The 23,675-nt window shown below is 68.5% G+C and carries 20 protein-coding genes; all 20 read right to left on the bottom strand.

The window, feature by feature from the left end; all coding sequences use genetic code 11:
- Positions 1-10: 10 nt before the first annotated feature.
- Positions 11-934: a UDP-3-O-acyl-N-acetylglucosamine deacetylase gene (lpxC, locus tag AC07ZS_RS16260; RefSeq protein ID WP_494799567.1), complete on the bottom strand. Its 924-nt coding sequence runs from the start codon at positions 932-934 to the stop codon at positions 11-13.
- Positions 935-1,310: 376 nt separating this feature from the next.
- Positions 1,311-2,519: a cell division protein FtsZ gene (gene ftsZ / locus AC07ZS_RS16265; protein ID WP_382154587.1), complete on the bottom strand. Its 1,209-nt coding sequence runs from the start codon at positions 2,517-2,519 to the stop codon at positions 1,311-1,313.
- Between the two features lie 168 nt (positions 2,520-2,687).
- On the bottom strand, positions 2,688-3,917 hold the full coding sequence (gene ftsA / locus AC07ZS_RS16270; protein WP_494799568.1) for a cell division protein FtsA: 1,230 nt from the start codon (positions 3,915-3,917) through the stop codon (positions 2,688-2,690).
- A 13-nt stretch (positions 3,918-3,930) separates the two neighbouring features.
- A complete protein-coding gene (locus AC07ZS_RS16275; protein ID WP_494799569.1) occupies positions 3,931-4,725 on the bottom strand; it encodes a cell division protein FtsQ/DivIB in 795 nt (264 codons plus the stop codon).
- 16 nt (positions 4,726-4,741) lie between these two features.
- A complete protein-coding gene (locus tag AC07ZS_RS16280) occupies positions 4,742-5,707 on the bottom strand; it encodes a D-alanine--D-alanine ligase (RefSeq protein WP_494799570.1) in 966 nt (321 codons plus the stop codon).
- Positions 5,704-7,113: a UDP-N-acetylmuramate--L-alanine ligase gene (gene murC / locus AC07ZS_RS16285; protein WP_494799571.1), complete on the bottom strand. Its 1,410-nt coding sequence runs from the start codon at positions 7,111-7,113 to the stop codon at positions 5,704-5,706. The genes AC07ZS_RS16280 and murC overlap by 4 nt, the downstream gene beginning before the upstream one ends.
- Positions 7,110-8,186: an undecaprenyldiphospho-muramoylpentapeptide beta-N-acetylglucosaminyltransferase gene (gene murG / locus AC07ZS_RS16290; RefSeq protein ID WP_494799572.1), complete on the bottom strand. Its 1,077-nt coding sequence runs from the start codon at positions 8,184-8,186 to the stop codon at positions 7,110-7,112. The genes murC and murG overlap by 4 nt, the downstream gene beginning before the upstream one ends.
- Entirely contained in the window at positions 8,183-9,439 is a 1,257-nt protein-coding gene (gene ftsW / locus AC07ZS_RS16295) for a putative lipid II flippase FtsW (protein ID WP_494799585.1), read from the bottom strand. Before ftsW ends, murG begins: the two co-directional genes overlap by 4 nt.
- A gap of 74 nt (positions 9,440-9,513) precedes the next feature.
- Positions 9,514-11,328, bottom strand: coding sequence for a UDP-N-acetylmuramoyl-L-alanine--D-glutamate ligase (gene murD, locus AC07ZS_RS16300; protein WP_494799573.1), 1,815 nt, complete (start codon positions 11,326-11,328; stop codon positions 9,514-9,516).
- Positions 11,325-12,503: a phospho-N-acetylmuramoyl-pentapeptide-transferase gene (mraY, locus tag AC07ZS_RS16305; protein ID WP_494799574.1), complete on the bottom strand. Its 1,179-nt coding sequence runs from the start codon at positions 12,501-12,503 to the stop codon at positions 11,325-11,327. The genes murD and mraY overlap by 4 nt, the downstream gene beginning before the upstream one ends.
- Positions 12,493-13,911: a UDP-N-acetylmuramoyl-tripeptide--D-alanyl-D-alanine ligase gene (locus AC07ZS_RS16310; RefSeq protein WP_494799575.1), complete on the bottom strand. Its 1,419-nt coding sequence runs from the start codon at positions 13,909-13,911 to the stop codon at positions 12,493-12,495. The genes mraY and AC07ZS_RS16310 overlap by 11 nt, the downstream gene beginning before the upstream one ends.
- Positions 13,908-15,437 (bottom strand): UDP-N-acetylmuramoyl-L-alanyl-D-glutamate--2,6-diaminopimelate ligase, encoded by a 1,530-nt coding sequence (locus tag AC07ZS_RS16315; RefSeq protein WP_494799576.1) that lies wholly within the window; start codon positions 15,435-15,437, stop codon positions 13,908-13,910. Before AC07ZS_RS16315 ends, AC07ZS_RS16310 begins: the two co-directional genes overlap by 4 nt.
- Positions 15,437-17,170: a peptidoglycan D,D-transpeptidase FtsI family protein gene (locus tag AC07ZS_RS16320; protein ID WP_494799577.1), complete on the bottom strand. Its 1,734-nt coding sequence runs from the start codon at positions 17,168-17,170 to the stop codon at positions 15,437-15,439. The genes AC07ZS_RS16315 and AC07ZS_RS16320 overlap by 1 nt, the downstream gene beginning before the upstream one ends.
- Before the next feature lie 2 nt (positions 17,171-17,172).
- The gene (gene ftsL / locus AC07ZS_RS16325; RefSeq protein WP_494799578.1) at positions 17,173-17,478 is read right to left on the bottom strand and encodes a cell division protein FtsL; all 306 of its coding nucleotides are present in this window, start codon (positions 17,476-17,478) and stop codon (positions 17,173-17,175) included.
- Positions 17,475-18,401 carry a 16S rRNA (cytosine(1402)-N(4))-methyltransferase RsmH gene (gene rsmH, locus AC07ZS_RS16330; RefSeq protein WP_494799579.1) on the bottom strand — a complete coding sequence of 309 codons (927 nt, stop codon included), beginning with the start codon at positions 18,399-18,401 and terminating at the stop codon, positions 17,475-17,477. The genes ftsL and rsmH overlap by 4 nt, the downstream gene beginning before the upstream one ends.
- Before the next feature lie 5 nt (positions 18,402-18,406).
- Positions 18,407-18,823, bottom strand: a complete 417-nt coding sequence (gene mraZ, locus AC07ZS_RS16335) for a division/cell wall cluster transcriptional repressor MraZ (protein ID WP_494799580.1) — start codon at positions 18,821-18,823, stop codon at positions 18,407-18,409.
- Positions 18,824-19,149: 326 nt separating this feature from the next.
- Complete coding sequence (gene hslU, locus AC07ZS_RS16340) at positions 19,150-20,484, bottom strand: ATP-dependent protease ATPase subunit HslU (RefSeq protein WP_494799581.1); 1,335 nt, start codon at positions 20,482-20,484, stop codon at positions 19,150-19,152.
- Complete coding sequence (hslV, locus tag AC07ZS_RS16345) at positions 20,484-21,029, bottom strand: ATP-dependent protease subunit HslV (protein WP_494799582.1); 546 nt, start codon at positions 21,027-21,029, stop codon at positions 20,484-20,486. The genes hslU and hslV overlap by 1 nt, the downstream gene beginning before the upstream one ends.
- A 97-nt stretch (positions 21,030-21,126) precedes the next feature.
- Positions 21,127-23,004, bottom strand: a complete 1,878-nt coding sequence (locus tag AC07ZS_RS16350; protein WP_494799583.1) for an STAS domain-containing protein — start codon at positions 23,002-23,004, stop codon at positions 21,127-21,129.
- A gap of 49 nt (positions 23,005-23,053) precedes the next feature.
- Positions 23,054-23,536, bottom strand: a complete 483-nt coding sequence (gene dksA / locus AC07ZS_RS16355) for an RNA polymerase-binding protein DksA (protein ID WP_494799584.1) — start codon at positions 23,534-23,536, stop codon at positions 23,054-23,056.
- Positions 23,537-23,675 lie beyond the last annotated feature (139 nt).

A 23,675-nucleotide genomic window follows, 5' to 3' on the forward strand; every position in this document is an offset into this window, starting at 1 on the left:
GCGCGGTCGATCACCAGGCCGGTGCGAGCTGGGCGAAGCCTTGCGGCGCTTCGCGCTCGTGCTCGAAGCTCACGATCTCGTAGGCATCGGGCCGCTCCAGCAGGGCGCGCAGCAACTGGTTGTTCATCGCATGGCCGCTGCGGAAGGCGCTGTACGCCGCGAGCAGCGGCTTGCCGACGATGTAGAGGTCGCCCATGGCGTCGAGGATCTTGTGCTTGACGAACTCGTCCTGGTAGCGCAGGCCGTCGGCGTTGAGCACCTTGACGTCGTCCATCACGATGGCGTTGTCCAGTCCGCCGCCCATGGCCAAGCCGTTGGAGCGCATCATTTCCACGTCGCGGGTGAAGCCGAAGGTGCGGGCGCGCGCGATCTCGCGCGCGTACTGGCCGCTGCCGAAGTCGAACTCCACGCGCTGGCCGGTGGAGTTCACCGCCGGGTGGTTGAACTCGATCTCGAATGCCAGCTTGTAGCCGTGGAAGGGGTCAAGCCGCGCCCATTTGAGCGTGCGACCCTCGCCTTCGTGCACTTCCACCGGTTTGATGACGCGGATGAAGCGCTTGGGCGCGTTCTGCATCACGATGCCGGCGCTCTGCAGCAGGTAGACGAAAGAGGCCGAAGAGCCGTCCAGAATGGGCACTTCCTCGGCCGTGATGTCCACGTAGAGGTTGTCCAGGCCCAGGCCGGCGCAGGCGCTCATGAGGTGCTCGATGGTGTGCACCTTCACACCGCCGTTGGAGATGGTGGAGGCCAGGCGGGTGTCGGTCACCGCCATGGCATTGACCGGGATCTCCACCGGCGCGGAGAGGTCCACCCGACGGAACACGATGCCCGTGTCAGGCGCGGCCGGCCGCAGCGTCAACTCCACCCGCTGACCGCTGTGCAGGCCGACACCGACGGCCTTGGTCAGGGATTTGAGGGTGCGTTGGGCAAGCATCCTTGAATTGTAGTTTTCCGGGCGCCAGAACATGGTTTAGAAAGCTGATGGCCTTGATAGGGAAGGCTTTTTTGGTTTTCTCCGGCAGGGACGGTCAGCGGCGACCGGGGTGGCCGGCTCCGCTCATGTCCCCCGAACCGGCTGCGCCGGTTCTCCTCCTTTACTTCGCTGCGCCGGCCACCCCGATCACCGCTGACCTATTTGGCGGCAGAACCGTGTGCATGCCATCGTCCCTTCTGGCTCGTGGACCCCGGGCGTTCTGCGCAGCGGGGTAAAGGAGGAGGCGGCACCAGCCGCCGGGGGACACCCGCGGAGCAGAGCGCCCGGGGTCCGCGAGCCCGCGAGGTGCAGGCACGCGAACCCAGGGAAGAGAAACTCAGTCCGCCTGCTTGCGCAGGAAGGCAGGAATCTCGAAATCGTCCATGCCACCGGAAGCCAGCGCATCCACCTTGGCCGCGGCCTGGGTGCGGTTGGTGCGCCAGACGCTCGGCACGGCCATCGAGTTGTAGTCCGGCTGAGCAGCACCCGGGCCACCCACGGCGGCGTTCACCGTCGGCACATTGAACGGCACGTTGTCGGTACCCGTGCGCAGCACCTGCAGCGGAGGCGCCGTGCGGCGCACACCCTGGCGCGACAGGCCGGTCGCCACCACCGTCACGCGCATCTCGTCGCCCAGGGCGTCGTCGTAAGCGGCACCGTAGATCACGTGCGCTTCCGGCGAAGCGTAGGCACGGATCGTGTTCATCGCCAGCTTGGACTCCGACAGCTTGAGCGAACCCTTGGCCGCCGTCACCAGCACCAGCACGCCCTTGGCGCCCGACAGGTCGATGCCTTCCAGCAGTGGGCAGGCCACGGCCTGCTCGGCGGCGATGCGCGCGCGGTCCGGGCCAGCAGCCACCGCCGTGCCCATCATGGCCTTGCCGGGCTCGCCCATCACGGTGCGCACGTCCTCGAAGTCGACGTTCACGTTGCCGTACTCGTTGATGATCTCGGCGATGCCGCCCACCGCGTTCTTCAACACGTCGTTGGCGTGCGCGAAAGCCTCGTCCTGCGTGACATCGTCACCCAGCACTTCCAGCAGCTTCTCGTTGAGCACCACGATCAGCGAGTCCACATTGGCTTCCAGCTCGGCCAGGCCGCTGTCGGCGTTGGTCATGCGGCGGCCGCCTTCCCAGTCGAAGGGCTTGGTGACCACGCCGACGGTGAGGATGCCCATTTCCTTCGCCACGCGGGCGATCACGGGTGCCGCGCCGGTGCCGGTGCCGCCGCCCATGCCGGCGGTGATGAACAGCATGTGCGCGCCGGCGATCGCTTCGCGGATGTCATCCACCGCCACCTCGGCCGCGTCACGGCCCTTCTCGGGCTTGCTGCCCGCGCCCAGGCCGCTGGTGCCCAGCTGGATGGTCTTGTGCGCGGCGCTGCGCGAGAGCGACTGCGCGTCGGTGTTGGCGCAGATGAATTCCACGCCCTGCACGCTGCGCGAGATCATGTGCTCGACCGCATTGCCGCCGCCACCACCGACCCCGATGACCTTGATCTGCGTGCCCTGGTTGAATTCTTCGACTTCGATCATTTCGATGCTCATTGCGATGCTCCTTGTACTGTGTCTGTTGCCTGGATGTCGGCGGTATGCGAGAAGTTCTTGGGGGTGAAGGTTCGGGTCATCCGGGGGGTCCGGTGTGTTCGGCACACCGGCCTCGTCGTCGTCGACATCGGCCAAGGGAAACGCACTGGGCGTGACGGGCGTGCCTCATCAGAACGTCCCCAGGAACCAGCTCTTGACCCGCTCGACCGCACCCTGCATCGAGCCCGCTTTCTGTGCCACCTTGTGCCCGCGCACGCGCGCCAGGCGCGCTTCCTCGAGCAGCCCCATCACCGTGGCCGCGCGCGTCTGCGCCACCATGTCGGACAGGGCACTGGTGTAGTTCGGAATGCCACGGCGCACCGGCTTGAGGAAGATGTCCTCCCCGAGCTCGACCATGCCCGGCATCACCGCGCTGCCGCCCGTGAGCACGATGCCCGAGGACAGCATTTCCTCATGGCCGGAATCGCGCAGCACCTGCTGCACCAGCGAGAAGATCTCTTCCACGCGCGGCTCGATCACGCCGGCCAGCGCCTGGCGGCTGAGCATGCGCGGGCCGCGATCGCCCAGCCCCGGCACTTCCACCTGCGTGTCCGGGTCGGCCAACAGCTGCTTGGCACAGCCGCTCTCGACCTTGATGTCCTCGGCATCCTTGGTCGGCGTGCGCAAGGCCATGGCGATGTCGCTGGTGATCAGGTCGCCCGCGATGGGAATCACCGCCGTGTGGCGGATCGCACCGCCCGAGAAGATCGCCACGTCGGTCGTGCCCGCGCCGATGTCCACCAGCGCCACGCCGAGTTCCTTCTCGTCGTCGGTCAGGATGGCCTGGCTGGAGGCCAGCGGGTTGAGCATGAGCTGGTCCACTTCCAGCCCGCAGCGCCGCACGCACTTGATGATGTTTTCCGCCGCGCTCTGCGCACCGGTGACGATGTGCACCTTGGCCTCCAGGCGGATGCCGCTCATGCCGATCGGCTCCTTCACCTCCTGGCCGTCGATCACGAACTCCTGCGGCTCCACCAGCAGCAGGCGCTGGTCGGTCGAGATGTTGATGGCCTTGGCGGTCTCGATCACGCGAGCCACGTCGGTGGCGCTGACCTCGCGGTCCTTGATGGCCACCATGCCGCTGGAATTGATGCCCCGGATGTGGCTGCCGGTGATGCCGGTGTAGACCCGCGCGATGCGGCAGTCCGCCATCAGCTCGGCCTCTTTCAAGGCCTGCTGGATGCTCTGCACCGTCGCGTCGATGTTGACCACCACGCCCCGCTTCAAGCCATGGCTGGCCGACACGCCCAGGCCCGCGAGCTTGAGTTCGCCGTTGGACTGGACCTCGGCGACCACCACCATGATCTTGGCGGTACCGATGTCGAGTCCGACCACCAAATCCTTGTATTCCTTGGCCATGATTGCTTCTTGATTACCTACGGGGTTGGGTTGCGCCGGGCGGCGCGTCGATGACGGTGGTCACGCCGCGCAGCCGCAGCGCGTAACCATTGGGATAACGCAGGTCCACGGACTGCAGCGCGCCCGCGTAACGTTCGGTGAGTTGCGCCAGCGTGCCGGTGAAGCGGCGCGTGCGCGCCAGCAGTTCGTCGGGCGTGCCGCGGCCCAGCTCCACCTGGGCACCGCTGTCGAGCTTGGCGCGCCAGGTGCCGCGCTCGGTGAGTTCGAGCCGCTCCAGGCCCAGGTCGAGGCGACCGAGCTCAGCCTCCAGCAACTGGTACAGCGACCACACCTGGGCCGACTTCTCGGCCGGGCCGGCCAGTTCGGGCAGGCCGTCGCCGTCGTCCGGGCTGGCGTCGAACACCTCGCCCAGCCGGTTGACCAGCTGGCCCGAGCCGGACTCGCCCCACCAGGCCACGGCCTGGTGTTCTTCCAGGGTCACGCGCAGGCGGTTCGGAAACTCGCGCTGCACCACGGCCTTGCGCACCCAGGGCACAGACTCGAACAGCTGGCGGACCTGCTGCAGGTCCACGGTGAGGAAGCTGCCGTTCAGGCGCGTCTTCATCTGCGAGGACAGCTGGGCGCGGAAGGTCACGGCGCTCTGGTGCGCGACGTCGCCGTGCACGGCGATCGCCTTGACCGACCAGATCGGGTGGCGCACCAGCCAGGTGGTGAACAGACCCAGGCTGAGCACGGCAAACACCACGACCAGGACGTGCGTGACCGCGGTCATGAGCTTGACGTCCAGGGGCAGTTCGGTGCTGGGCATGGTGGTGTTCCGTGTCTCAGGCCGCGTTGTCCAGCGCGGCGCTGGCCAGCAGCGCGACGCACAGGTCTTCGTACGACAGGCCCGACGCCTTGGCCGACATCGGCACCAGCGAATGGCCGGTCATGCCGGGCGAGGTGTTGATTTCCAGCAGCCAGGGCTTGCGGGTCTTCGCGTCGATCATCACGTCGGCGCGCGACCAGCCGCGGCAGTCCAGCGTGAGATACGCCTTGAGCACCAGCGCCTGGATGGCGGCCTCCTCGCCTTCGGGTAGGCCGCAGGGCACGAGGTACTTCGTGTCGTCGGTGAAGTATTTGTTCTGGTAGTCGTAGTTGCCCTCGGGCGCAACGATGCGGATCACCGGCAGGGCCTTCGCGTTGGCGCCGGTGCCCAGCACCGGGCAGGTGACCTCGTCGCCCGCAATGAACTGCTCGCACATGACCAGCGGGTCCTGCTTCGCGGCGAGTTCGTAAGCCGCGGCGCATTGCGCTTCGCTGGTCACCTTGGTCAGGCCGATGGTGGAACCCTCGCGCACCGGCTTGACGATCATGGGCGAGCCCAGCGCCTTGAACGCGGCCACCGTCTCTTCGGCGCTGTGCACCTGGCGCCAGGCCGGCGTGGCCAGGCCTTCGGCGATCCAGATGCGCTTGGTCATAAGCTTGTCCATGGCCACGCTGGAGGCCATCACGCCGGGGCCGGTGTAGGGGATGCCCATCAGCTCCAGGGCGCCCTGCACCGTGCCGTCCTCGCCGAAGCGGCCGTGCAGCGCGATGAAGCAGCGCTGGAAACCTTCGCGCTTGAGTTCGCCCATCTCGCGCTCGGCCGGGTCGAAGGCATGCGCGTCCACGCCTTTCGATTGCAGCGCGGCCAGCACGCCCTTGCCCGACATCAGCGACACCTCGCGTTCGGCCGAACGCCCGCCCATGAGCACCGCCACCTTGCCAAGCGACCTGGCATCCACCGTCATTCCGTTCTCCTGTTTCATGCATGGGCTCCTTGAGCCAACTCGATCACGCGCCCGGCCACCGCGCCCACCGTGCCCGCGCCCATGCAGAGCACCACGTCGCCGTCGCGCGCGTTGTCGAGCACGGCCTGCGGCATGGCGGCGATGTCGTCCACGAACACCGGCTCCAGCTTGCCGGCCACGCGCAGGGCGCGCGCCAGCGAGCGGCCGTCGGCCGCCACGATGGGGGCCTCGCCGGCCGCGTACACCTCGGCCAGCAACACGGCATCGGCCTGGCCGATGACTTTCACGAAGTCCTCGAAGCAATCGCGTGTGCGGGTGTAGCGGTGCGGCTGGAAGGCCAGCACCAGCCGGCGGCCCGGGTAGGCGCCGCGCGCGGCCGACAGCGTGGCGGCCATCTCCACCGGGTGGTGGCCGTAATCGTCCACCACGGTGCAGGTGCCGCCCGAGGGCAGCGCGGCTTCGCCATAGCGCTGGAAGCGGCGGCCCACGCCCTTGAATTCGGCGAGTGCCCGCTGCACGGCCTCGTCCGGCACGTTCAGCTCCACCGCGATGCCGATGGCGGCCAGGGCGTTGAGCACGTTGTGGTTGCCGGGCAGGTTGAGCACCACGTCGAGGTCCGGCAGCTCCACGCCGTTGCGGCGCTGCACGGTGAAGTGCATCTGCGTGTCCACCGCGCGCACGTTGATCGCGCGCACCTGCGCGTCTTCCGAGAAGCCGTAGCTGGTGATGGGGCGCGCGATCTGCGGCAGGATCTCGCGGATCGCCGCGTCGTCCACGCACACCACGGCCGCGCCGTAGAACGGCATCTTGTGCAGGAAGTCCACGAAGGCGGCCTTGAGGTTGCCGAAGTCGTGGCCGTAGGTGTCCATGTGGTCGGCGTCGATGTTGGTGACGACCGAGAGCACCGGCAGGAGGTTGAGGAAGGAGGCGTCGGATTCGTCGGCCTCGACCACGATGTACTCGCCCGAACCCAGCTGGGCATTGGCGCCGGCGCTGTTGAGGCGCCCCCCGATCACGAAGGTCGGGTCCAGCTGGGCGGCGGCCAGCACGCTGGCCACCAGGCTGGTCGTGGTGGTCTTGCCGTGCGTGCCGGCAATCGCCACGCCCTTCTTCATGCGCATCAGCTCGGCCAGCATCACCGCGCGCGGCACCACCGGCACCAGCTTCGCGTGCGCGGCCACCACCTCGGGGTTGTCCGGCTTCACCGCCGTGGAGGTGACGATGGCGTCGGCGCCTTCGATGTTCGCGGCGTCGTGGCCCACGAAGACCTGGGCGCCCAGCGCCACCAGCCGGCGCGTGACCGTGCTTTCGCCCAGGTCGCTGCCGGAGATGCGGTAGCCCTGGTTGAGCAGCACCTCGGCGATGCCGCTCATGCCAGCGCCACCGATGCCGACGAAATGGATGTGACGGATGGCGTGCTTCATGGCTTCGGAACTTTCGCGAGTTGCTCGCAGGCGGACACCACGGCCGCCACGGCTTCGGTTTTCTGCAGTTGTTTGGCCTGGGTGGCCATGGCCAGCAGCTGCTCGCGCTGCACGGTCTGCAGGGTCTGGGCCAGCCGCTGGGGCGTGAGTTCGGTCTGGGGCACCAGCCAGGCGGCGCCCGCATCCACCAGGAACCGGGCGTTGGTGGTCTGGTGGTCGTCCACCGCGGCCGGGAACGGCACGAACAGCGCGGCCGCGCCGACGGCGGCGATCTCGGTCACGGTGCTCGCTCCGCTGCGGCAGACGATCAGGTCGGCCTCGGCAAAAGCCTGGGCGGTGTCGTCGATGAAGGGCGTGAGTTCGGCCTGGATGCCGGCGGCGATGTAGTTGGCGCGCAGCGCGTCGATCTGCTTCTCGCCGCTCTGGTGCGTGACCTGCGGCTGCTGCGCCTTGGGCAGCAGCGCGAGCGCCTGCGGCACCACGTCGTTGAGCGCCTTCGCGCCCAGGCTGCCGCCCACCACCAGCAGGCGCAGCGGGCCGCTGCGACCCGCAAAGCGCTCGGCCGGTGCGGCCTGGCGCAGGAACGGGGTGCGCAGGGGGTTGCCCACCCACTGCGCCTTCTTGAACACGTTCGGGAAGGCGGTGAACACGCGGTCGGCGACACCGGCCAGCACCCGGTTGGCCATGCCAGCGACCGAGTTCTGCTCGTGCAGCACCAGCGGCTTGCCGGCGAGCACGCCCATCATGCCGCCGGGGAAGCTGATGTAGCCCCCCAGGCCCACGACCACGTCGGGCTTGACGCGGCGCACCACCTGCAGCGACTGCCAGAAGGCCCGCAGCAGGCGCAGCGGCAGCAGCGCGATCGTGACCAGGCCCTTGCCGCGCACGCCACCGAAATCGATGGTCTCCAGCGTGAAGCCGCGCGGCGGCACGAGCCGGCTTTCCATGCTGCCGGGCGCGCCCAGCCAATGCACGCGCCAGCCGCGCTCGCGCAAGGCCTCGGCCACGGCCAGGCCGGGGAAGATGTGGCCGCCGGTGCCGCCGGCCATGATCAGGGCGCAGGGGGCCGTCACGCGCGCCCTCCCTTCATCATCTGGCGGTTCTCGTAGTCCACGCGCAGCACAAGCGCGATGGCCACGAGGTTGAGCAGGATGGCCGAGCCGCCGTAGCTCATGAGCGGCAGCGTCAGGCCCTTGGTGGGCAGCGCCCCCAGGTTCACGCCGATGTTGATGAAAGCCTGGAAGCCCATCCACAGGCCCACGCCCTGCGCCACCAGGCCGGCGAAGACCTGGTCGAGCGCGATGGCCTGGCGGCCGATGTGCATGATGCGGCGGGTGAGCCAGAGAAACAGCGCGATCAGCACCACCACGCCGAGCAGACCGAACTCTTCGCCGATCACGGCGAGCAGGAAGTCGGTGTGTGCCTCGGGCAGCCAGTGCAGCTTCTCCACGCTGCCGCCCAGGCCGACGCCGAAGATCTCGCCCCGGCCGAAGGCGATCAGCGAGTGCGAAAGCTGGTAGCCCTTGCCCAGCGCGTGCTCCACGCTCCAGGGGTCGAGGTAGGCGAAAACACGCTGGCGGCGGAACTCGCTGGTCATGACCATGAGCGCGAACGCGCCCACCACCACCAGCGCCATCAGGAAGAACATGCGCGCGTTCACGCCGCCCAGGAACAGGATGCCCATGGCGATCACCACGATCACCATGAAGGCGCCCATGTCGGGCTCGGCCAGCAGCAGCATGCCGACCACGCCCACGGCCACCGCCATTGGCGCCACGGCGTGGAAGAAGCGCTCCTTGACCTCCATCTTGCGCACCATGTAGCTGGCGGCGTAGAGCAGCACGGCCAGCTTGGCCAGTTCGGAGGGCTGGAAGTTCATGATGCCCAGCGAGATCCAGCGCCGCGCGCCGTTCACGCCCCGGCCGATGAAGGGCAGCAGCACCAGCGCGAGCAGCACCAGCGCAACCGCGAACAGCCAGGGCGCCATCTTTTCCCATGAGCGCAGCGGGAGCTGGAAGGCCACCATGGCCGCGATCACGCCGATCACCATGGAGATGCCATGCCGCAGCACGAAGTGGGTGTGCGCGTAGTTCTGGAAGCGCGGGTTGTCCGGCAGCGCGATGGAGGCCGAGTACACCATCACCAGGCCCCAGGCGAGCAGAGCCACCACCACCCACAGCAGGGGCTGGTCGAAACCGAGTTCGCGCACCGCCACGTTGCGCGTGCCGGCATAGGTGCGGTTGGACAGGCGCACCGGCAGGTCGTCGCGCGAGGAGCCCCCGGCGAGCGCGCCTGCCAGGTCGCGCCCCGGAAAGCGCGGCAGCAGACCGGTCAGGGCAGCGCGCACGCGCTGGCCCCAGGGTGCGCTGTTGGCTTTCGCGGCGGCGACGGTCTTCTTCTTCACAGGCCCCCCTCCAGGCTCAGGCCCTGCTCGGCGGCCAGGGCATGCACCGCGTCCACGAACACGCGGGCGCGGTGCATGTAGTTGTCGAACATGTCCAGGCTGGCGCAGGCAGGCGACATCAGCACCGCATCGCCCGGGCGGGCCTGCTGCGCGCAGAGCGCGACGGCTTCGGGCAGCGTGGCGCTGTCGAGCTGCGGCACATTCGCCTGCGCCAGCGCTGCGCCCACGGCCTCGCGGATGCGAGCGGCGTCGCGGCCGATGTAGACCACGGCGCGCGCAAAACGCGCCAGCGGTTCGGCCAGCGGCGTGAAGTCCTGCCCCTTGCCGTCGCCACCCAGGATGACGACCAGCCGGCGCTCGACGCCGAGGCCGCTCACGGCCGCCAGCGTGGCGCCCACGTTGGTGCCCTTGCTGTCGTCGAAGTACTCGACCTCGTCGATGATGGCCACCGGCTCCACGCGGTGCGGCTCGCCGCGGTACTCGCGCAGGCCGTGCAGCATGGGGCCCAGCGCGGCACCGGTGGAACTGGCCAGCGCGAGCGCGGCCAGGGCGTTGGCCGCGTTGTGGCGGCCGCGGATGCGCAGGGCGTCCACGGGCATGAGGCGCTGGAAGTAGGTCTCTTCGTCTTCTTCGGCGCCGCGTCCGCGCTTGCGCGTTTCGTCCAGCGCCAGGGCCCGCACCAGCCAGGTCATGCCGTTGACGGTTTCGATGCCCCAGTCGCCCGCGCGGGTGGGGGCGTCCAGGCCGAAGCTGGCCCAGGGGCGTGCACTCTGCTGGCGGTTGCGGTTGCCCACCTTCACGGTCACCAGGCCGGGCTGCATGCCCATCACCAGCGGATCGTCGCGGTTGAGCAGCATGAGCGCCTGCGCACCGAACACCGCCTTCTTGGCCAGGGCGTAGGCGGCCATGCTGCCGTGCCAGTCCAGGTGGTCTTCAGTGAGGTTGAGCACGGTGGCCGCGGTGGGCACGCTGTCCCAATCGCCACCGGCGGTGCCGTCGAGCTGGAAGCTGGAGAGCTCCAGCACCCAGGCCTGGGGCAGGTGCGCGGGTTGCGGCGGCTCCACGGGGGGCGGCACGAGCTGCGTCGGCCCATCGTCCTCGGCCTCGTCGCTCGCGGGCGTTTCGATCGCTTCAACCTCCTCGGCCACGGGGTCGGCCTCGGCGTCGCCCTCGACCGCGGGGGCCTCATCGACGACCACGGGGGGTGCCTGGACGGCGTTGGCCGCCTGGGCCTCGGCTTCGGCCTGCGCCTGTGCGGCTTCGGCCGCCGCACGTTCGTCGTCGGCCGCCTGCGCCACAGCCTCGGTGTCGAGCGCGGCGGACAGCACGTCCAGCAGCGCCGGGCCGATGTTGCCGGCCACGGCGACATTCAGGCCGGCGCGCTGCAGCAACAAACCGGTGAGCGAGGTCACGGTGGTCTTGCCGTTGGTGCCGGTGATGGCCAGCACCTTGGGCTTGTAGGGGAGGCGCTCGCGCTGCGACAGCTCGCGCAGGGCGCGGGCGAACAGGTCGAGCTCGCCGACCACGGCCACGTTGCGCTCTTTCGCCCAGCCGAACACACCCTGCAGCACCTCGGGCGCCAGGCCCGGGCTGCGCGCGATCAGGTTCCACTCGGCGCGCGCCAGCAGCGCGTCGTCGAACGGGCCGGCCACGAAACTCGCGTCCGGGCACTCGGCGCGCAGCACCGCCAGCTGCGGCGGCGTCTCGCGCGTGTCGGCCACGGTCACGCGCGCGCCCTGGCGGCTGCACCAGCGTGCCATGGCCAGGCCGGAAGCGCCCAGACCGAGGATGAGGACGGCCTGTTCGTTCATCGCAGCTTGAGCGTGGACAGCCCCACGAGGCACAACAACATGGTGATGATCCAGAAGCGCACGACGACCTGCGTCTCCTTCCAGCCCTTTTTCTCGAAGTGGTGGTGCAGCGGCGCCATCTGGAACAGGCGACGGCCCGTGCCGTAGCGCCGTTTGGTGTACTTGAACCAGGTCACCTGCAGCATCACCGACAGCGCCTCGACCACGAAGATGCCGCCCATGATGGCCAGCACGATTTCCTGGCGCACGATGACCGCGACGGTGCCCAGCGCGCCGCCCAGCGCGAGCGCGCCCACGTCGCCCATGAAGACCTGGGCCGGGTGGGTGTTGAACCACAGAAAGGCCAGGCCCGCACCGGCCATGGCGGCGCAGAAGATCAGCAGCTCGCCCGCGCCGGGGATGTGCGGCAGCAACAGGTAGCGCGCGAACACCGAGTTGCCGGTGACGTAGGCGAACACGCCCAGCGCCGATCCGACCATGACCACCGGCATGATGGCCAGGCCGTCGAGGCCGTCGGTGAGGTTGACGGCGTTGCTCGATCCGACGATGACCAGGTAGGTCATGATCACGAAGCCGAACACGCCCAGCGGGTAGCTGATTTCCTTGAAGAAGGGCACCAGCAGGCCGGCTTGCGGCGGCATGTCCAGCGTGAAGCCGGAGCGCACCCAGGCCACGAACAACTCGAACACGCGCTCATTGCTGGTGCCGGACACGGCAAACACCAGGTAGAAGGCGGCCACCAGGCCGATCACCGACTGCCAGAAGTATTTTTCGCGCGAGCGCATGCCCTCGGGGTCCTTGTGGACCACCTTGCGCCAGTCGTCCACCCAGCCGATGGCACCGAAGCCCAGGGTGACCATCAGCACGATCCACACGAAGCGGTTGGTGAGGTCGAACCACAGCAGCGTGGACAGCGCGATCGAGAACAGGATGAGCACGCCCCCCATGGTGGGCGTGCCGCCCTTGCTCAGGTGGGTCTGCATGGCGTATTCGCGGATCGGCTGGCCGATCTTGAGCGCCGCCAGGCGCCGGATGAAGTACGGGCCGGCCACCAGGCCGACCAGCAGCGCGGTCATGGCCGCCATCACGGCGCGGAAAGTGAGGTACTGGAACACCCGCAGGGAACCGAATTCGGGTGACAGGCCTTGCAGCCAGAGGGCCAGGCTAGGCAGCATGGGCGTTGTCCTTCTTGTCTCTTGTTTGAGCGGGGTCGAGCGCCTGCAGCGCCTGCACCACGCGTTCCATGCGCATGAAGCGCGAGCCCTTGACGAGCACGCTGCGGTACACCGGCCGGTCGTCGGTCACGGCGGCGCACACGGCGCCGGCCATGGCGGGCACCTCGACCCAGTGGATGACGCTGGGCAAAGGCGCACTGGCCTGGCGCATCCAGTCGCCGGCGACGTGCACGGCCTCGATGCCGCGCGCCAGGGCATGGCGCAGCACCTCGTCGTGGAAAGCCAGACCCTGCTCGCCGACTTCGCCCATGTCGCCCAGCACCAGCAGGCGCGGCGCGGGCAGTTCGGCCAGCACGTCGATGGCGGCGCGCACCGAGTCGGGGTTGGCGTTGTAGGTGTCGTCGATCAGGGTGACGTGGCGGTCGTTCACGCGCAGCGCGAGCGCGCGCGAGCGCCCACCCACCGGCTCGAACGCGTCCAGACCACGCACCACCGCATCCAGCGGCACACCGGCGGCCAGCGCACAGGCGGTGGCCGCCAGGGCGTTGCGCACGTTGTGGCGGCCGGCGATGCGCAGGCGCACCGTGGCTTCGCCCAGCGGAGAGACAAAGCTCAACGCCCAGGCGCCTTCGGCCCACTCGGTCTTGAGCGCCTTCACATCGGCGGACCCATCGCGGTCGCTGAAGGTGATGACGCGCCGCGCCCCGGCGAACTCGCGCCACAGCGGGGTGTAGGTGTCGTCGGACGGGAACACGGCCACGCCGTCGGCGCCCAGCGCCTGGATGACCTGCCCGTTCTCGCGCGCCACAGCCTCCACCGTGGCCATGAATTCCAGGTGTTCGCGCTGCGCGTTGTTGACCAGCGCCACCGTGGGCAGCGCCAGCGCGGCGAGCTCGGCGATCTCGCCCGGGTGGTTCATGCCCAGCTCCACCACCGAGAGGCGGTGCGCGGCGGTGAGGCGCAGCAGCGTGAGCGGCACGCCGATGTCGTTGTTGAAGTTACCCTGTGTGGCGTGCGCCGCTTCGCCCGCGGCGGCGCGCAGGATGGCGGCGATCATCTGCGTGACCGTGGTCTTGCCGTTGCTGCCGGTCACGGCGATCAGCGGCAGGTCGAACTGGCTGCGCCAGCGGCGCGACAGCTCACCCAGCGCGCGCCGGGTGTCGGGCACTTCCACACCGGGCAAGCCGGCCTCGGCCAGGCCCTGGTGAGCGATGGCGGCGAGTGCGCCCTGCCCCGCCGCCTGCGGCAGGAAGTCGTGCGCGTCGAAGCGCTCGCCCTTCAAGGCCACGAACAGGTCGCCGGGCTGCAGGGTGCGGGTGTCGGTGTGCACGCGGGTGAACGGCAGCTCGGGCTGGCCAACCACGCGGGCGCCGTCGAGCTGCGACAGGAGCTGACCGAGGGTCTTCATGCGGGAGCCCCCTGACCACGGCGCTGCGCCAGCGCGGCGCGCGCGTGCAGCAGATCGGAAAACGGTTTCTTCACACCCTTCACGTCCTGGTAATCCTCGTGGCCCTTGCCGGCGATCAGCACCACGTCGCCCGCGACAGCCAGGGCGATGGCCTGGGCACGGTCGGGTTCGACCAGCGCGGCATCGGGCGATGCGAGGCCGGCCACCATCTGGCGCAGGATGGCCAGCGGGTCCTCGCTGCGCGGGTTGTCGCTGGTGAGCACCGGGCGCTGCGCCTCGCGTTCGGCAGCGGCCGCCATCAGCGGGCGCTTGCCGGCGTCGCGGTCGCCGCCGCAGCCCACCACCACCCAGAGCGCGCCGCCGCGCTGGCGAGCCAGCGGCTGCAAGGCCTGCAAGGCCTTTTCAAGGGCGTCGGGCGTGTGCGCGTAGTCCACCAGCACCAGCGGCTGGTCGGACACACCGGCGGCGGCCTGTTCCATGCGGCCGGGCACCGGCGTGAGCGCGGCGCAGGCCTGGACGGCGTCGGCCAGGGCCACGCCGAGCGCGCGCGCGCTGGCGAGCACGCACAACAGGTTGGACACGTTGTAGCGGCCCACCAGCGGCAGGCTCAGCGCGTGCTGGGCCAGGGTGCGGCCCCGTGCGTCGCGTTCGCCCACCTGCAGCGCCATGCCGCTGTGGGTGAAGCTCAGGTCCTGCGCGAACAGGCGCGCGCGCCCGTGGTGGCCGGCCTCGATGGCCACGGTCCAGAGGTCCAGCCCCCGCTGGGCCAGCGTGGCGGCCAGATCCGCGCCGCGCGCGTCGTCGATGTTGACCACCGCGCTGGCCAGGCCCGGCCAGTCGAACAGCTCGGCCTTGGCGGTCCAGTAGGCCTCCATGCTGCCGTGGAAGTCGAGGTGGTCCTGCGTGAAATTGGTGAACACGGCGACGCGCAACTGCGTGGCGTTGAGCCGGCCTTCGACGATGCCGATGGACGAGGCCTCGACGGCACAGGCCTTGAGGCCGCTGTCGACGAAGCGGCGCAATTCGGCCTGCAGCATGACCGGGTCGGGCGTGGTCAGGCCGGTGGCCACCAGCGGGCTGTCCGCCTGACCGGGCCGGGGCGGGCGCCCCATGCCCAGCGTGCCGACCACGGCGCACGGCATGGCGCAGAAGGACAGCAGCTGCGCCGTCCACCACGCGGTGGAGGTCTTGCCGTTGGTGCCGGTGATGGCCACCATGTCAAGGGCGGCGCTCGGCGTGCCGTGGAAGGCGCCGGCGATCGCGCCGGCCGAAGCCTTGAGGCCCGGCACCGCCACCACGCGCTCGTCGTCGAAACCGTAGGCCTGCGCCCCGTCCTGCTCCACCAGCGCCGCGACGGCGCCGGCCTGGAGCGCACCCGCCACGAAGCGGCGCCCGTCGGTGGCCGCGCCCGGCCAGGCCACGAAGGCATCGCCCGCGCCCACGCGGCGGCTGTCGCAGTGCAGGGCACGCACGCCGCGCTCGCGCAGCCAGTCGGCCACGGCCTGGGGCTGGTGGATCGTGCGCATCAGAACGACTCCTCCACCACCTGGGTGACGATCTGCGGCTTCACGTTCATGTCGGGCTGCACGCCGAGGATGCGCAGGGTCTGCTGCACGGTCTCGCTGAACACCGGTGCGGCCACCAGGCCGCCGAAGTACTGCCCGTTGCTGGGCTCGTCGATCATCACCGCGACCACGATGCGCGGCGCCTCCACGGGCGCCAGGCCCACGAACCAGCTGCGGTATTTCTTGTCGGCGTAGCCCTTGCCTTCCTGCTTGTGCGCGGTGCCGCTCTTGCCGCCCACCGAGTAACCCATGGTCTGCGCGCGCGAACCGGTGCCACCCGGGCCGGCGGCCAGGCCAAGCATCTGGCGCACGGCCACTGCGTTCTTGGTGCTGAACACGCGCACACCGGCGGTCTGGGTGTCGGACTTCTGCAGGGTCAGGGGAATCAGCTCGCCGTCGCGCGCGAAGATGGTGTAGGCCTGGGCCAGCTGGAACAGCGAGGCCGACAGGCCGTAGCCGTAGCTCATGGTGGCCTGCTCGATCGGGCGCCACGTCTTGTAAGGCCGCAGCCGGCCGGTGACCGCGCCGGGGAACGGGACCTGCGGCTTCTGGCCGAAGCCGGCCTGCGCGTAGGTCTCCCACATTTCGCGCGGGCTCATCTGCATGGCCATCTTGACCGTGCCCACGTTGCTCGACTTCTGGATCACCTGCGACACGGTGAGCACGTCGTTCGGGTGCGAGTCGCTGATCGTCGAGCCGCCGATGGTGATGCGGCCGGGCGCGGTGTGGATCGGGGTGTTGGGCGTGACCAGGCCCTTCTCCAGCGCCAGCGCGGCGATGAACGGCTTCATGGTCGAACCGGGCTCGAAGCTGTCGGTGAGCACGCGGTTGCGCAGCTGCTCGCCCGTGAGGTTCTGGCGCCGGTTGGGGTTGTAGCTGGGGTAGTTGGCCAGGGCCAGCACCTCGCCCGAGACCGTGTCGAGCACGATCACGCTGCCCGCGTGCGCCTTGTGCGCGAGCACCGCGTCCTTGAGCTTCTGGTAGGCGAAGTACTGCACCTTGCTGTCGATGGACAGCTGCAGGTCGGGCCCGTCCACCGGCGGCACCACGTCGCGCACGTCCTCGACCACACGGCCCAGACGGTCCTTGATCACGCGGCGCGAGCCGCTGCGACCAGCCAGCTGCTGGTTGAACGCGAGTTCCACGCCTTCCTGGCCGATGTCTTCCACGTTGGTGAAACCCACCACGTGCGCCGCCGCCTCGCCCTCGGGGTACTGGCGCTTGTACTCGCGGCGCTGGTAGATGCCCTTGATGCCGAGCGCCGCGATCTCCTTGGCCACCGGCTCGTCCACCTGGCGCTTGACCCAGACGAAGGTCTTGTCGTCGTCGGCCAGGCGCTTGCGCAGGTCGGTCAGCGGCATCTCCAGCAGCTTGGCGAGCTGGCGCAGCTTGGGGTCGGCGCGGTCCACGTCTTCGGGAATCGCCCAGATGCTTTGCGCGACCACGCTGGACGCGAGGATCAGGCCGTTGCGGTCGAGCACGCGGCCGCGGTTGGCCGGCAGCTCCAGCGTGCGCGCGAAGCGCACCTCGCCCTGGCGCTGGAAGAAGTCGTTGCCGAACACCTGCACATACGCGGCGCGGCCCGCCAGGCCGGCAAAGGCCACGGCCAGCGCGGCCACGATGAACTTGCTGCGCCACACCGGGGTGCGGCTGGCCAGCAGGGGGCTCGCGGAATAGTTGATGCTGCGGCCCATGGTCAACGCTCCGGCGTGGGGTTGGCGCTCGCCGGCTGCGACGGCTCGAACACGGTGACGTACTGCGTGATGCCGGGCGTGACCGGTCGCATCTGCAGCTGGCGCGAAGCCAGCAGTTGCACACGCGCCGGCGTGGCCTGCGCGCGCTTCTGCACCTGCAGCTGCTCGTGCTCGGATTCGAGCTTGCGCGTCTGCGCCTGCGAACGGTCCAGCGCGGTGTAGAGCCGGCGCGACTCGTACTGGGTGTGGACCAGGTAGAAGGCGCTGGCGATCACGGCGGCCAGCAGCACGAGGTTCAGGCGGATCATGCCGGCGCCTCCGTGCGCTCGGCCACGCGCATGACGGCGCTGCGCGAGCGCGGGTTGCCCTTGACCTCTTCGTCCGAGGGCATCACGCGCTTGAGGCCGGTCAGGGCCATGGGCGCGGGTTCGGCGAACGGCACGCGGCGGTCCACCACGGCACGCGAATGGCGCGCCATGAACTGCTTGACCATGCGGTCTTCGAGCGAATGGAAGCTGATCACCACCAGTTTTCCTCCGGGACGCAACACCTGCAGGCTCGCCTCTAGCGCTTGTTGCAGCTCTTCAAGCTCGGCGTTGATGAAAATCCGAAAAGCCTGAAATGTGCGCGTTGCAGGGTCCTTGCCCGGCTCGCGGGTTTTGACCGCGCCAGCCACGACTTCGGCCAGCTCGCTGGTGGTTCGAAAAGGGCCCCGTTCCTGTCGGCGACGATCAATCGCCTTTGCAATCGATTGAGCAAACCGTTCTTCGCCATAGTCACGAATGACCTCCGACAGGGTTGAGACCTCGGCCGTCTCCAGCCACTGAGCCACGCTCTGGCCGCGCGTGGTGTCCATGCGCATGTCCAAAGGTCCGTCGTGGCGAAAAGAAAAACCCCGTTCGGGGTCGTCGATCTGCGGGGAGCTCACGCCCAGGTCCATCAGCAGGCCGTCCGCACTCGCGGCACCCAGCTCGCCCAGATGGCAGAAACCCTCGTGCCGGATGGAAAAACGGCCATCGCTGGCCGCCAGTTCCTTTGCCGCCTGCACCGCCTGCGGATCTTTGTCGAAGACGGTCAGCCGCCCCTTGCGGGACAACTGCTCGAGGATCAGACGGGAGTGCCCGCCGCGCCCGAAGGTGGCGTCGACGTAGTGGCCGTCCGGGTTGATGTCGAGGGCTTGCACAGCCTCGTTCAACAGGACGGTTTGATGGTTCCATGCGCTTTGCACCATCGCCCTTAGAAAGAGAAGTCCTTGAAGACATCGGGCATTTCAGCCTTCATGGCCTCGGCTTCCTGCGCTGCATAGACCTGCGCGTCCCACAGCTCGAAGTAGGCGCCCATGCCCAGCAGCACCACGTCCTTGCTGATGCCGGCACCGGCGCGCAGCTCGGGCGAGACCAGCACGCGGCCGGAGGCGTCCATGTCCACGTCCATCGCGTTGCCCAGAAAGATGCGTTTCCACCATTGCGCCTGCATCGGCAGGGCGGCAATTCGCTCGCGGAACTGTTCCCAGGCGCTGCGCGGGAATACCATCAGACAACCGTGGGGGTGCTTGGTGATGGTGAGTGCCGCGCCCAGGGCGTCCCGGTGCCGGGTCGGCATGGACAGCCGACCCTTCACATCGAGACTTAGAGAGGAAGCACCCTGGAACACCGCGTTTAGCCTTTAGAAGACACTTTTCACCACTTAATTGCACTTTTTTCCACTTTATCAGGAAATACCCTGCGCGCAAGGCGCCGGCTACAGATTTTTTCAATGAAATCAACCACTTAGGAAGCATTTAGAAGCTTTATTGCGGTCAAAAACACATTAAAAGCAAGCACTTACAACAGCTACCGCAAGTGAAGCTTCAAAACCCTGTTACATGCAGGGCTGTATGAATGATCAGGTGAGTGGAAAAGTGCGGCGCGGCGCCTGCGACTCGGGGTGCGGGCGGGCCGATCAGGGCGCCCGGCGAGAAGCCGGGGCCCTGACAGACTTCAGAGGATGTAGCGCGAGAGGTCTTCGTTGCGGCTGAGCTCGCCCAGGCGGGCGTCCACATAGGCCGCATCGATGGCGATGGTCTGGCCCTGCAGGCGCGTGGCGTCGAAGCTCACTTCGTCCAGCAGGTGCTCCATCACGGTGGAGAGGCGCCGCGCACCGATGTTCTCGGTGCGCTCGTTCACGTCGAAGGCAATCTGCGCGAGGCGGCGGATGCCGTCGGGCGCAAAGTCCAGCGTCACGCCTTCGGTGGCCAGCAGTTCCTGGTACTGCTTCACGAGCGAGGCGTGGGTCTGCGTGAGGATGGCCTCGAAATCTTCCACCGACAGCGACTGCAACTCGACGCGGATCGGGAAGCGGCCCTGCAACTCGGGGATCAGGTCGCTCGGGCGCGCGAGATGGAACGCCCCGCTCGCGATGAAGAGGATGTGGTCGGTCTTGACCACGCCGTACTTGGTGGACACCGTGGTGCCCTCCACCAGCGGCAGCAGGTCGCGCTGCACGCCCTGGCGCGACACCTCGGCCCCGCCCGCGTCGCTGCGCGAAGTGACCTTGTCGATCTCGTCGATGAACACGATGCCGTTCTGCTCGGCGCTGTGCAGCGCGCGGGTCTTGATCTCTTCCTCGTTGACCAGCTTGGCCGCCTCTTCGTCGATCAGCAGCTTCATGGCCTCGGCGATCTTGAGCTTGCGCGTCTGGCGCTTGCCGGCCCCCATCTGGCTGAACATGCCGCGCAACTGCTCGGCCATTTCTTCCATGCCGGCCGGGCCCATGATCTCCATCGACGGCCGGGCCTCGGCCAGATCGATCTCGATGTCGCGGTCGTCGAGCTGGCCTTCGCGCAGCTTCTTGCGGAAGTTCTGGCGCGCGGTGCCTTCCGGCGTGGCCACGGCAGACGGCTCGCCCGCCATGCCGCGCGGCGGCGGAATCAGCACGTCCAGGATGCGGTCCTCGGCCGCGTCCTCGGCGCGCACGCGCTGCTTGCGCATCTCGACCTCGCGCGTCTGCTTGACCGCGATCTCGGCCAGGTCGCGGATGATGCTGTCCACGTCCTTGCCGACATAGCCCACCTCGGTGAACTTGGTGGCCTCGACCTTGATGAAGGGCGCGTCGGCCAGGCGGGCCAGGCGGCGTGCGATCTCGGTCTTGCCCACACCGGTGGGGCCGATCATCAGGATGTTCTTGGGCGTGATCTCGGGCCGCAGCTTTTCATCGACCTGCTGGCGGCGCCAGCGGTTGCGCAGGGCGATGGCCACGGCGCGCTTGGCGCCCTTCTGGCCGATGATGAAACGGTCGAGCTCGGAAACGATCTCTTGCGGGGTCATGGAGGACATCAGAGCACCTCCACGGTGTGGTTCATGTTGGTGTAGATGCAGAGCTCCCCCGCGATCGCGAGCGATTTGCGCACCACCTCTTCGGCGCTGAGGTCGGTGTGGTCGATCAGGGCCTTGGCCGCGGCCTGCGCATACGCGCCCCCGGAGCCGATGGCCACGATGCCGTGCTCGGGTTCGAGCACGTCGCCGTTGCCGGTGATGATCAGCGCGGCGCTGCGGTCGGCCACGGCGAGCATGGCCTCCAGACGGCGCAGCACGCGGTCGGTGCGCCAGTCGCGCGTGAGTTCGATGGCCGCGCGCACCAGGTGGCCCTGGTGTTTCTCGAGCTTGGCCTCGAAGCGCTCGAACAGGGTGAAGGCATCGGCGGTGGCGCCGGCAAAGCCCGCGAGCACCTGGTCGCGGTAGAGCTTGCGCACCTTGCGGGCCGTGCCCTTGACGACGATGTGGCCGAGCGTGACCTGGCCGTCACCGCCGATGGCGACTTGCACGCCCTGGGGTGTCTCGCGCCGCACGCAGACGATGGTGGTTCCGTGAAATGATTCCATGGCGCTTCAGATGAGGGCAGGCTGTGCGATTGCAACGGCGACGGGCGCCCGTTTGTGCAACAGAATATGCCGAAACGATGGCCGGCAACGGCCGCGCTCAGTCGATGCGAACGACCACCTTGGCGTACTCGGTGATGCCGATCACGTGGAAGAACGCCGACACCAGCCGGTGCGCGTCCACGAACTGCACCACACGCCCTTCGGCATGGTGGTTCGACACCCAGTTGAGCAAGGTGCCCGCGGCCGAGAAATCGACCCGGATCAGGTTGCGGCAGGAAATGATGAGCACGTCGGCGCCCTTGAGCTTGCGCTCCAGCGCTTCGAGCGTGGCCTGGGGATCGCCCCGGATCTCGCCCGACAGCTCGACCAGCCCCAGCTGGCTGAAGTCGCCGGCCTCGCTGTCGAGCACCGATTCGCTGTGCGGGAAACCCGACGCGACCTGCTCCAGCACCGACTCGCCCAGCACCGACTGACCGGCCTCGCCGGGCCGTTCCGCCGATTGCGACGAGTAGTAGCAGCGCGGCTTCTCCCAACCGGGCGGCGACACCTCGTAGGTCACGCAGAAGTCGAGCGCGGTGAGCTCGAATTCGTCCGGCCGGTTCATGACGCGCAGGACCGCCATGCGCAGTTCCCACCAGAGCTGCTCCACGTCCCGGCGACCCGATGGCGTCTGGCTCTTGAGCAGGTCCCGGAACGGCGAAGAGCCCTGGAAACGCAGCTCCACTTCCTGGTCGCCCCACAGGGTGAAGATGCCCAGCAGCGCGCGCGCCGCCTTGAGATCCATGCTCTCCAGCGGCGTCCAGTCGAGCACCCAGGGCTGCGCCGCGCGCAGCAGCACGTTCTGCAGGGTACCCACCGCGTGCGCATCGAGCTCCGGCTCGCTCACCCACACCGCCCGGTTGTGGCCGGTGGAGGGCACGTACACCTTGCCGGTCATGCCGGCAACCGTCTCGGGCATGTCGTACCACTGCGGCGCAGAACGGCTGAAACGGTTGACGAAATCCACCGCACGGCTCTCGAAGGCCGCGAGCTGCCCTGTGGCACGGTACAGGTCGAACAGGGCCAGCCAGTCTTCCTGTTGATCGGCCTTGGCACCGCCTTCGCCCAGCACGTCCAGCAGGCCTTGCTCCGCGCCGGCGTCGTCGCCGTTGGCGAAGCGGATCGCGGCCTCTTCCACCTCGGGGTCCTGGGCGATCTCCTGCACGTCCAGGGCGTAGAAATGCGAAGCCGAGAACTCCTGGCCGGCACCGCGGCGCTCATTGGAGGCCGTGGGCGCCACCAGCCCGGTGCGCGCCGGCGGCGATGGCGGCGGGGCCACGGGCGCCGTCTCGCGCTCGCGCGCCGGGCTCCAGCCCTGGCGCAGCGCGGCGGGCGCGGACGCGGACCCCGGAATATTCAGGGACGGCACATCCAGCGACTGCACCGTCGCGGGCGCGGTGGCGGTCGGGTTGGGCAAGGGGCCGGGCTCGGTCTCGTCGTACTGCGCCTTGCGCTGGCGGACCGTGGACTCCGGCACGCTCGGTGCCAGGGGCACCTGCCGGGACTTGGCGCCCAGGTTGCCGGGGCCGTGGGTGCCCGTGTTCAGGCCGGAGCCGGTGCTGACCAGGGAATCGGGGCCCTTGGTCTTCCACCATTGCATCGACATCTGGGCTTCGATCTCGTCGATCTTCTTCAGGGTCTCGGCCCGATCGTCCGGTTTGGATGGCAGGCTGCTCTGGAAGAACGAGGGACGCATGCCGGGCCCTTCGGCCCCGGTGCCTTCGCGGCTGCGGATCTTGCGCAGCATGTCGAACTCGCGCTTGCGCACGAAGTCGTTGCGCCGCTTGCGCTCGATCATTTCCTTGAGCGCGGCCTTGCTGTACTCGCTCTCGCGATCGGCCGTCCGGGTGTCCAGGTCCGACCAGCTGGTGGTCGGATGGCGCACGAACTTCACCACCTTGGACAGGAAGCCGCCGCTGGAGTCGTCCTTGGACATGAGATCGGTGCAGAAAGTGAAACGGAAACGGAGACGGGCGCCGAGGGACTCAGTCCCCGAACATCTTCTGCTTGAGCTCCCGGCGCTGCTGGGCTTCGAGCGAGAGGCTGGCCGTGGGCCGGGCCATCAGGCGGCCGACACCGATGGGCTCACCGGTTTCCTCGCAGTAACCGTAGTCACCCGAGTCGATGCGGGCGATCGCCTGCTCGATCTTCTTGAGCAGCTTGCGCTCCCGGTCGCGGGTGCGCAGTTCCAGCGCATGCTCTTCCTCGATCGTGGCGCGGTCGGCCGGATCGGGCACGACCACGGTGTCTTCGCGCAGGTGCTCGGTGGTTTCGCCCGCGTTGGCCAGCATGTCGGCCTTGAGCTGGGACAGCTTGCGGCGGAAGTAGGCCAGCTGCAAGTCGCTCATGTACTCGCTGTCGGGCATGGCCTGCACGTCCAGATCGGTGAGTTGATCGACCGGCAGGGTCTTCCAGTTGTTGGCCCGCTTGGGGTCTTTCTGGATGGAGGATGGGACGGGAGGAGTCATGACGGCACGTTGATTCATATGGGAGAAAGTCGCTTTGGCAGCGTCTGGGGCGTGGGTGGGGACCACGGCCGCCTGCGTCATCTGCTCCATCATGACCTTCTTGGCCGCCCGTTTGCCCAGGGGGCGAGGGGTGGGCTCC

This window comes from Hydrogenophaga sp. GW456-12-10-14-TSB4, assembly GCF_059424305.1.